This window comes from Gordonia sp. GN26, assembly GCF_054823965.1.
Genome location: NZ_JSYC01000123.1, coordinates 1 through 8,979 on the forward strand (window position 1 = coordinate 1; position 8,979 = coordinate 8,979).

General features: G+C 68.7%; 5 protein-coding genes. All 5 read left to right on the forward strand.

The features are described from left to right. A partial coding sequence (locus OK17_RS19645; RefSeq protein WP_461418458.1) for an arabinosyltransferase C-terminal domain-containing protein occupies positions 1-1,626 on the forward strand: 1,626 nt, incomplete at its 5' end. After that, on the forward strand, positions 1,619-4,945 hold the full coding sequence (locus OK17_RS19650; RefSeq protein ID WP_461418459.1) for an arabinosyltransferase domain-containing protein: 3,327 nt from the start codon (positions 1,619-1,621) through the stop codon (positions 4,943-4,945). The genes OK17_RS19645 and OK17_RS19650, both read left to right, overlap by 8 nt. A 166-nt stretch (positions 4,946-5,111) precedes the next feature. Next, the gene (locus tag OK17_RS19655; protein ID WP_040536276.1) at positions 5,112-5,651 is read left to right on the forward strand and encodes a Dps family protein; all 540 of its coding nucleotides are present in this window, start codon (positions 5,112-5,114) and stop codon (positions 5,649-5,651) included. Between the two features lie 270 nt (positions 5,652-5,921). Continuing rightward, positions 5,922-7,130, forward strand: coding sequence for a DICT sensory domain-containing protein (locus tag OK17_RS19660; protein ID WP_461418460.1), 1,209 nt, complete (start codon positions 5,922-5,924; stop codon positions 7,128-7,130). A 139-nt stretch (positions 7,131-7,269) separates the two neighbouring features. Next, the coding region (locus tag OK17_RS19665; RefSeq protein ID WP_461418461.1) for an arabinosyltransferase domain-containing protein at positions 7,270-8,979 on the forward strand (1,710 nt) is incomplete at its 3' end.

An 8,979-nucleotide genomic window follows, 5' to 3' on the forward strand; every position in this document is an offset into this window, starting at 1 on the left:
ACCCCGACCAAGTGGACGATCCAGTTCGGCGTCCTCGCCGGTCTCGCGGCGGCGATCTCCGCGGCCGCCACCCTCGCCGTCGCCCAGTCGGCGGCACGGTCCGCCCGCAACCTCACCGTCTTCGTGTCGGGTCTGTTGTTCGCGATGGCCGCGGCGATGGCCGGTTACAATTCGTGGCCGTTCGCCTACGAGTACGGCATCTCCTGGTTCGACCGCTCGCCCGTCATCGCCGGTTACGGGGCGTCGACGCTGTTCCTGATCCTCGCCGTCCTGGCCGCCGCCCTCGCGGTGTGGCAGCACCTGCGACTCGACTACGTCACCAATCGCGGTCTCGCACACAGCGACACCGGTCCCGGTGAGACCCGCGCGGACCGTCGTCGCCTGTTCCTCGCGTCCTCGCCGATCGCGGTGATCGCCGGGCTCCTCGTCGTCGTCGAGATGCTGCTGTTCGTCAAGGCCGCCGTCACCCGGTATCCGGCGCCGACGGTCCTCACCGAGAACCTGAACACCCTGCGCGGCAACCCCTGTGGACTCGCCGACGAGGTGCTCGTCGAGGTCGACCCGAACGCGGGCATGCTCACCCCCGCCGGCGGTGCATCGGCGACCGAGGCACTGCGCGGCGAGAACCCGGTCGGCTTCTCCCCCAACGGCATTCCCGGCGACCTACAGCCCGAACCGGGAAGCCAGCGACCGGGCCAGATGAACGTGTCGGCGAGCATGGCGCGCCCGTTCGCCATCACCGGCGGACTCGGCTCCGGGACCACCGGGGGCCGAGGCCCCGAAACCGTCAACGGGTCGAACGCCAAGCTCCCCTTCGGACTCGACCCCGCCACGACGCCCGTACTCGGCAGCTACGGGTACAACGGCGAGGCCCGCCTGACGACGGGCTGGTACGACCTGCCCGCCGACCGTGCCGCGTCCCCGCTGCTCGTGTTCAGCACCGCCGGCGCCGTCTCGACCATCGACACCTTCGGGGTGCGCAACTTCGGGCAGAAGATGGTCGTGCAGTTCGGCCGGCCCGGACCAGACGGCGAGTTCGAGCAGATCGGCCCGGACATCCTGCCCATCGACCCCGGACCGGTGATCCTCAACCGTCCGTGGCGCAACATGCGGGTCCCGATGGCGGACGCGCCGCCGGCGGCGACCGTGATGCGACTGTCGTTGCAGGACAACAACCTCGGCGACAAGCAGTTCATCGGGATCACACCACCGCGCGCGCCGCAGCTGCAGACCCTGCAAGAGGTCGTCGGGACGACCGCGCCGGCCCTGATCGACTTCGGTGTGGCCTCGCACTTCCCGTGCCAGCAGCCGATGGGTGTCTCGAACGGCGTCGCCCAGGTGCCGCAGTGGCGGATCCTGGGTGACTACCCGCTGACCAACTCGCAGTCCAAGACCTGGCAGGCCGGGGTCGACGGCGGCCTGCTGGGCATCTCGGAGGCGACGACCTCGGCCCAGGCCGTGTCGACCTATCTCAAGGACGACTGGGTCCGCGAATGGGGTGCCCTGGAGAAGCTGACACCGCTGGTACCCGACGCACGGAACGCACAGATCGATACCGCACAGACGACGCAATGGGGCTGGTCACGCGCCGGCTCGATCAGGGTGGAGCCCGAATCCGATGAGTGAACCCAACCCCACGAGCCCGACTCCGAAGGTCGATGAGCGCCCCGGGCGCGATCACCGCACCGCGAAGATCGTCGCGGTCGTCACGGGTCTGCTGGGCTTCCTGCTCGCGATCGTCACGCCGATCCTGCCGGTCAACCAGACCACCGCCGAACTCGAATGGCCGCAGGGCGATTCGGTCTCGGATGTGGCCGCACCGCTGGTGGCCTTCGTCCCGATCGACATGGACATGTCGGTGCCGTGTTCGCTGGCCGCCCGCCTGCCCGCGCAGGGCGGTGTCCTCCTCTCGACGACACCGGAGGGCGGCCAGGACGACTCTGCCCGCGGCCTCTTCGTCCGCGCCACTGCCGACACGCTGACGATGATCGACCGCAACGTGGTGCTGCTCAACACCGATCGTGCGGCCGCGCAGGCGAATCCGAACTGCCGGATCGTGATGCACGCCGACGGCGAGGGCGTCGACGGCCGTTTCGAGGGGCTGCCCGCGCCCGACGCCGCCGACGGTGGTCTGAACGAGTTCGCCATCCCCGATCACGAGATGCGGCCGCAGATCGTCGGCATCTACAGCGACCTGCCCGCGGACGTGTCCCGCGACGGGCTGTCGCTGCGCGCCACCATCGACACCCGCTACGTCACCTCGCCGACGCCGGTGAAGCTCGCGGCGATCGTGATCGGCATCGTGATGACGATCCTCTCGCTCATCGCTCTCGGTGTCCTCGACAGCCGGGACGGGCGCGCCCACAAGCGTTTCCTGCCGACCGGCTGGTGGACCATCCGCCCGCCCGACGTCGCGGTGTTCGCGATCCTGGCCTTCTGGTGGTTCGCCGGGGCCAACACCTCCGACGACGGCTACAACTTCACCGTCGGCCGCATCACCAGCGAGGCCGGCTACGCGGACAACTACTTCCGCTATTTCGGCGTCCCGCAGGACCCGTTCGGCTGGCATTTCCAGGTCATCTCGGCGATGTCGCACATCAGCGTGGCCGCGCCGTTCATGCGCCTGCCCGCCTTCCTCCTCGGACTTCTCGGCTGGTGGCTCATCAGCCGCGAGGTGATCCCCCGTCTGGGGCGCGCCGTCCGCAACAGCACGCCCGCGGTGTGGTCGGCGGCGTTCGTCTTCCTCGCGATCTGGTTGCCGTTCAACAACGGTCTGCGCCCGGAGCCGGCAGAAGCCGTGGGCGCGCTGCTCACGTGGTGCTGCGTGGAACGGGCGATCGCGACGCGGCGCCTGCTGCCGTACGCGATCGCGGTGGTGACCGCGGCGTTCACCCTCGCCCTCGCCCCCGGCGGCCTGATGGCGGTCGCCGCGCTGCTCGCGGGCATCCGGCCGATCGTGAAGACCGTCGTGTCCCGGCGGCGCCGCGACGGGCTGCTGCCGATGCTCGCGCCGATCCTGGCTGCGGGCACCGCGGTGCTCTATCAGATCTTCTTCGATCAGCCCCTGGCCCCGCTGATCGCGGGCAACAAGGTCGCTTCCGATGTGGGGCCGACCCTGGAGTGGTGGCAGGAACCGATCCGCTACTACTACCTGATCCTGCCTACCGCCGACGGCACCCTCGCGCGTCGTTTCGGCGTGCTGGCGATGATCCTCTGCCTGTTCGTCGTGCTGTTGCGCCTGCTGCGTCGCGAGCATCCGAACGGCGTTGCGCGGGCTCCGATCTGGCGACTGATCGCGGTCACGCTCGGCACCATGTTCTTCATCGCGTTCACCCCGACCAAGTGGACCCACCACTTCGGCGTCTACGCGGGCATCGCCGCCGGTATCGCCGCCGCGGCGGGCGCGATGATGGCACCCGCGGTGCTGCGGTCGCGTCGCAACCGCACCTTCTTCGCGGCCGCCGTGCTCGCGATCACCGGGATCTCCTTCGCCGGGACCAATGGCTGGTGGTTCGTCGGCAGCTACGGCGTGCCGTGGTGGGACCGCCCGCCGGCGATCGGCGGGATCAACGTCGCGTGGTTCATCCTCCTCGCGGCGGTGGTCACGGCCCTGGCCGGTCTGTGGTTCCACTTCCGCGACGACTTCGTCGACGAGCAGACGCGGACCCGCGGTGGTGACCGGTGGTACTCGAAGCTCAAGTTCTCACCGTTGCCGGTGATCTCGGGCCTGATGGTGCTGTTCATGGTCGCCTCGTTCCTGAAGGGCGCCTACGAGCAACGGGATTCGTGGTCCTGGATGAAGTCCAATGCCCGTGCCCTGACCGGTAATTCGTGCGGTCTGGCCAACGATGTCCTCGTCGAGGCCGATCCGACGGCGGGTCTGCTCCCGCCGGCGGCGGTGAACGGGCGGCCGGCACCCGGTGTTGTTCAGGCACTCTCGGGTTCGGAGTCGACCGGTTTCACGCCCAACGGGGTTCCCGACAAGCTGTCGGTGGATGCGACCGAGAGCAACGACTCGGCCACGACGAGCGCCCAGAACACCGCGCAGACCGGCGCCGGTGCGGACGAGTCCGCCGACTCGTCGTCGGCCCAGGGTGGCACCGAGGGCGGCCAGGGCGCACGCGGCATCAACGGGTCGACGGTCCGACTGCCGTTCGGCCTGAACCCTGCCGCCACACCGGTACTGGGCAGCTACGGCTCGCCGTCGGGCACCGCCTCACTCACCACGGACTGGTACCAGCTGCCGGAACGCTCCGACGACGCCCCGCTGCTCACCATGGCGGTCGCCGGATCGGTCGAGGCCGTCGACGGTATCGGTGTCGTCCACGCCGGCCAGAAGGTGGTCGCACAGTTCGGTCGCGTCGGCGCCGACGGCCGCGTGGTGCCGACGGGCCAGATGTTCCCCATCGACATCGGTGAGGTCCCCACCTGGCGCAACCTGCGGTTCCCGCTGGCCGATTCGCCGGCACAGTCGACCGTGGTGCGCATCCTGGTCGAGGACACCGCCGCGGCGTCGTCGGAGTGGGTGGCCATCACCCCGCCGCGCGTCAGCACGCTGGCGACACTGGACGAGGTCGTCGGCCGGACCGACCCAGTGTTCATCGACTGGCTACCCGGTATGGTCTTCCCCTGCCAGCAGCCGATGAAGGTGCGGCATGGTGTGCTCGAGGTGCCGAAGTGGCGGATCATGCCCGATGCGGAGGCCACCCGGAAGAACAGCCAGACCTGGATGTCGGGGACTGCGGGCGGACCATTGGGCATCACCGAGGCGATGCTGCGTCCCACGCTGCTCCCGACGTACCTCCGCAACAACTGGGGACGTGACTGGGGCGGCCTGCAGCGGTTCACCGAGATCATCCCGGCACCGCCCGCCGAGATCGAGCTCGGCGAGGCTCGACGGTCGGGACTCTACGACCCCGCGCCCATGCGGTCGAGCGGCTACTGACCGGCTCTGACCTGTACTGATGGGGGTGCCGCGGTGGTACCCGTGGCACTCCCGTCGAAACCCGTCGACCCCGGTTCGTTACGGCACCGTGATGTCCGATCTCGGTTGCGTCACCCACCGGCTGCAACCCTCGCCTTCGCCGCGCCGGCAGGCCTAGCGTCGTGTCATGAGTAAATTCACGGCACCAGGACTCAGCACGGAATCGGCCGATGAGGTGGCCGGGATCCTGCAGGAGCGTCTCAGCGCACTGAACGACCTGCACCTCACCCTCAAGCACATCCACTGGAATGTGGTCGGTGCGAACTTCATCGGCGTCCACGAGATGATCGATCCACAGGTGGAACTCGTCCGCGGTTACGCCGACACCCTCGCCGAGCGCATCGCGACCCTCGGCTCGTCGCCGAACGGTACAGCCAAGGCAATCGAGGCCGACCGCTCGTGGAGTGACTACTCCATCGGTCGCGACACCGCCCAGGCCCACCTCGGTGCCCTCGACCTCGTCTACGACGGTTTCATCACCTCCCACCGCAACGCGATCGAGAAGATCGGTGAGCTCGATCCGATCACCGAGGATGTCCTGATCGGCCAGACCGCCGAACTCGAGAAGTTCCAGTGGTTCGTCCGCGCCCATCTCGAGAGCTACACGGGAGAACTCAAGCACTCGGGCGCCAGCGGCGAGAAGGAAGCCGCAGACGCCGCACGCTGACCCGTCAGACCTGGTGTGGGGCCATCCCCCCGGGCCCCACATCGAAACCGCGGTCGCGATCGCCCCCACCACCAACTCGCGGCCGCGGTTTCTCCCTTTCACCCGGACACATTGCGAGAGATGACCTCTCGATGTGGTGCGGGTGCGCTCGCACGTCCGGGCGATGACGCACTGTTACGCTGGGCACAGGCTTAGGCCGTGAACAGGATGTGAAGACAATTGCGTCCGCCGGATCGATCGGGGCGCCCTCGCTCTGACGGGGAGGTACGTGTGGCCGAAACACGATCATTCACGCTGTTCAACGATCTGGAGCTCCACATGCAGTTCGCGCCGGTGTGCCGGCTGTCGGACGGAGCGTTGGCGGCCGTCGAACTGCAGCTCCGGGGTCCGGCCGGGACCCGCCTCGCCACCGCCGCCGCCCTCAAACGGGCCGCGCGGCTCGTCGAAGAGCACCCGGTGCTGGACGAGCGCAAGCGGAAGATGGCCACCGGCCCGCGCGCACAGTCGCTGGCCAAGATCCTTCCGCTCCTGGTCAACCTCGACCTGGAACTGATCGACAATCTCGACGCCGAGACCACTCAGACGCTCGAGCGCCACGTCATGGTGATCCTGCCCGACTCCGTCGAACGCAGTCCACAACGCACGCTCGCCAGGGTTGCGCGGGCCCGTGCCGCGGGCAAGATCATCTGCGTCGACGGCCTGGTCCGCAGCGAACACGCCGCCACCCTGCTGTCCCTCGTCGAACCGGACATCATCGTCACCGGCGCCGAGCTCCTCGCCAAGCAGGCGACCGCCGATGCCGCACAGCTCGCCCACGCTCTCGCCGCACACACCGAGCGCAGTCATGCCGTGGTCATAGCCGAGGGCGTCGACGACGAGTCGGCGCGCGTCACCGCGCAGACCATGGGAGCGGCCTTCGGTATCGGCGACCTGTACCCGCCGGTGTCCGACCCCTCGACCCTCGCGACGCGGACCATCGTCCCGCTGCCCGACATGCCGGTGTGGACCACCCCGGACTCGGAGAAGTCGACCCCGTATCGAATCGCGTCGACCTCCATCGAGCCGCGCATGGGCAACAAGCGCCTTCTCATCGAGATGAGCAAGGCCCTGGAGCACCAGGCCGCGATCGGGGGCGCCGCCATCGTGCTGGGCACCTTCCAGTTCGCTGAACACTTCACCTCCCGCACCGCCAAGCGGTGGCGGGAGATGTCGACCAAGACCGGTCTGGCCGGCGTCTACGGCGTCGGGCTCCCCGACGTGCGGGACGGCAACGTGCACCGCGCACCGCTGTCCCCCGAGGACGACCTGATCAACGAGTGGAACGTCGCTGTCCTTGGACCGCACTTCGCCGCGCTGCTCTCCGCGCGCGACCAGCACGACGCCGGTCCCGACCTGGAGCGCACCTTCGAGTTCGTCCAGACCTACGACCGGATGACCGTCACCCAGGCCGTTCACTCGATCCTGGCCCGGTTCGCCTGAGTTCCCGATTTGGGTTTGTCACAGCATCGCTGACTACGATGCGCCTGTGCCGAAGTCGCCTGGAGTGTCCGAATCAGACGAGCCCACCGTCGGCGCCGATACCCCCGTAGACCGATCATCCGACCGTTCCTCCCGCACCGTGGCGATCGTGGCCGCGGTCGCCGGACTGGTCGCTCTCGCCGCTGGTGTGCTGACCCCGTTCCTGCCGGTCAGCACGTCGACGGCGACGATCACCTGGCCGCAGGGCCAGGAGCTGGGCGCGGAGTCGGCGTCGGTCACCGCACCGTTGGTCGCGCAGACCGCACGCGATGTGCAGATCACCATCCCGTGCCGGGTGCTGGCGGCCACGCCGGGCGATGCATCCACGACGGTGCTCTCCACGATGCCCTCGGGCGCCACGAAGGCACGTGAGAACGGTCTCTTCGTGGTCGCCGACGGCTCGAACGTGTCGGTGTCGGTCCGCAACAAGACCCTGGCCTCGGTTCCGCGTCCGGCTCTGTCTGGATGCGACGAACTGCGTATCTTCTCCGACACCACCACGACCGGCGCCCAGTTCGTCGGTCTGCCGCCGGGTGCCGCGAGCGCCGGCGGCGGCGACGTGGGTCTGGCCGAACCGTCGTCGAACCCGCAGATCGCAGGTGTGTTCACCGGTCTGACCACCGAGCAGGTCCGCGATTCGGGCATCGACGTGAAGATCGAGATCGACGACCGCTTCGACTCGTCGCCGTCGGTCATCAAGTGGCTGGTCATGATCGTCGGCGTCATCGCGGCGATCGTCGCGCTGATCGCAGTGGGCCGCCTGGACCGCATCCACGGCTACCACCGCCGGGTGGGCGGCAAGCTCCGTTGGGGAAGGGTGCTGCGTCCCACGCCCACCGACATCGGCGTCACCCTGACGCTCGTGGTGTGGCACTTCCTGGGTGCCGGGTCGCCCGATGACGGCTACATCCTCAACATGGGCCGCAACGCTGCGGACGCGGGCTACCTGGCCGACTACTACCGCTTCTACGGCATCCCCGAGGCGCCGTTCGACTGGTACTACAACTTCCTCTCGACGTGGTCGTCGATCTCACCGTCGATCCTGTGGATGCACATCCCGGCGCTCGTCGCCGGACTCGTGTCGTGGTTCGTGCTCAGCCGGGTGCTGCTGCCGCGTCTGGGCCCGGCGGTGCGTCGCAGTTCGTGGGCCACCTGGGCCGCCGCCCTGACGTTCACGGCGTTCTGGCTGCCGTTCTGCAGCGGCCTGCGCAGCGAGGGCATCATCGTCCTCGGTTCCCTGTTGACCTGGTGGGCAGCCGAATACGCCATCTCCACCCGACGCCTCCTGCCGGCGGCGCTCGCCGCCGCGCTCGCCGGGTTCACCCTCGCGCTGGCCCCGCACGGCGTCGTCGGCGTCGCGATCCTGCTCGTCGCCGCCCGTTCGCTGCTGCACATCCTGCTCCGACGACGCAACGAGCTCGGCGGTTCGAGATGGACCTCGACCGCGGCGCTGGTCGCCCCGATCGCCGCCGCCGGGATGGTCGTGCTGGTCATCGTCTTCCGGGATCAGACGCTCGCGACGGTGCTCGAGGCCATCAAGCTCCGCTATACCGTCGGCCCGGTGATCTCCTGGCACCAGGAGTTCCTGCGCTACTACTTCATCTCGGTCGTCACCGACGACGGTTCGCTGACCCGCCGCGTGCCCCTGCTCCTCCTTCTCGCCGGTCTGTTCGTCGTCGTCGCGGTGATGCTGCGACGCACCCGGATTCGCGGCGTGGATCCCGGTCCGGTGTGGCGTCTCGTCGGCGCCGTGGGTGTGACCCTGCTGCTGTTCGTGTTCACCCCGACCAAGTGGACGATCCAGTTCGGC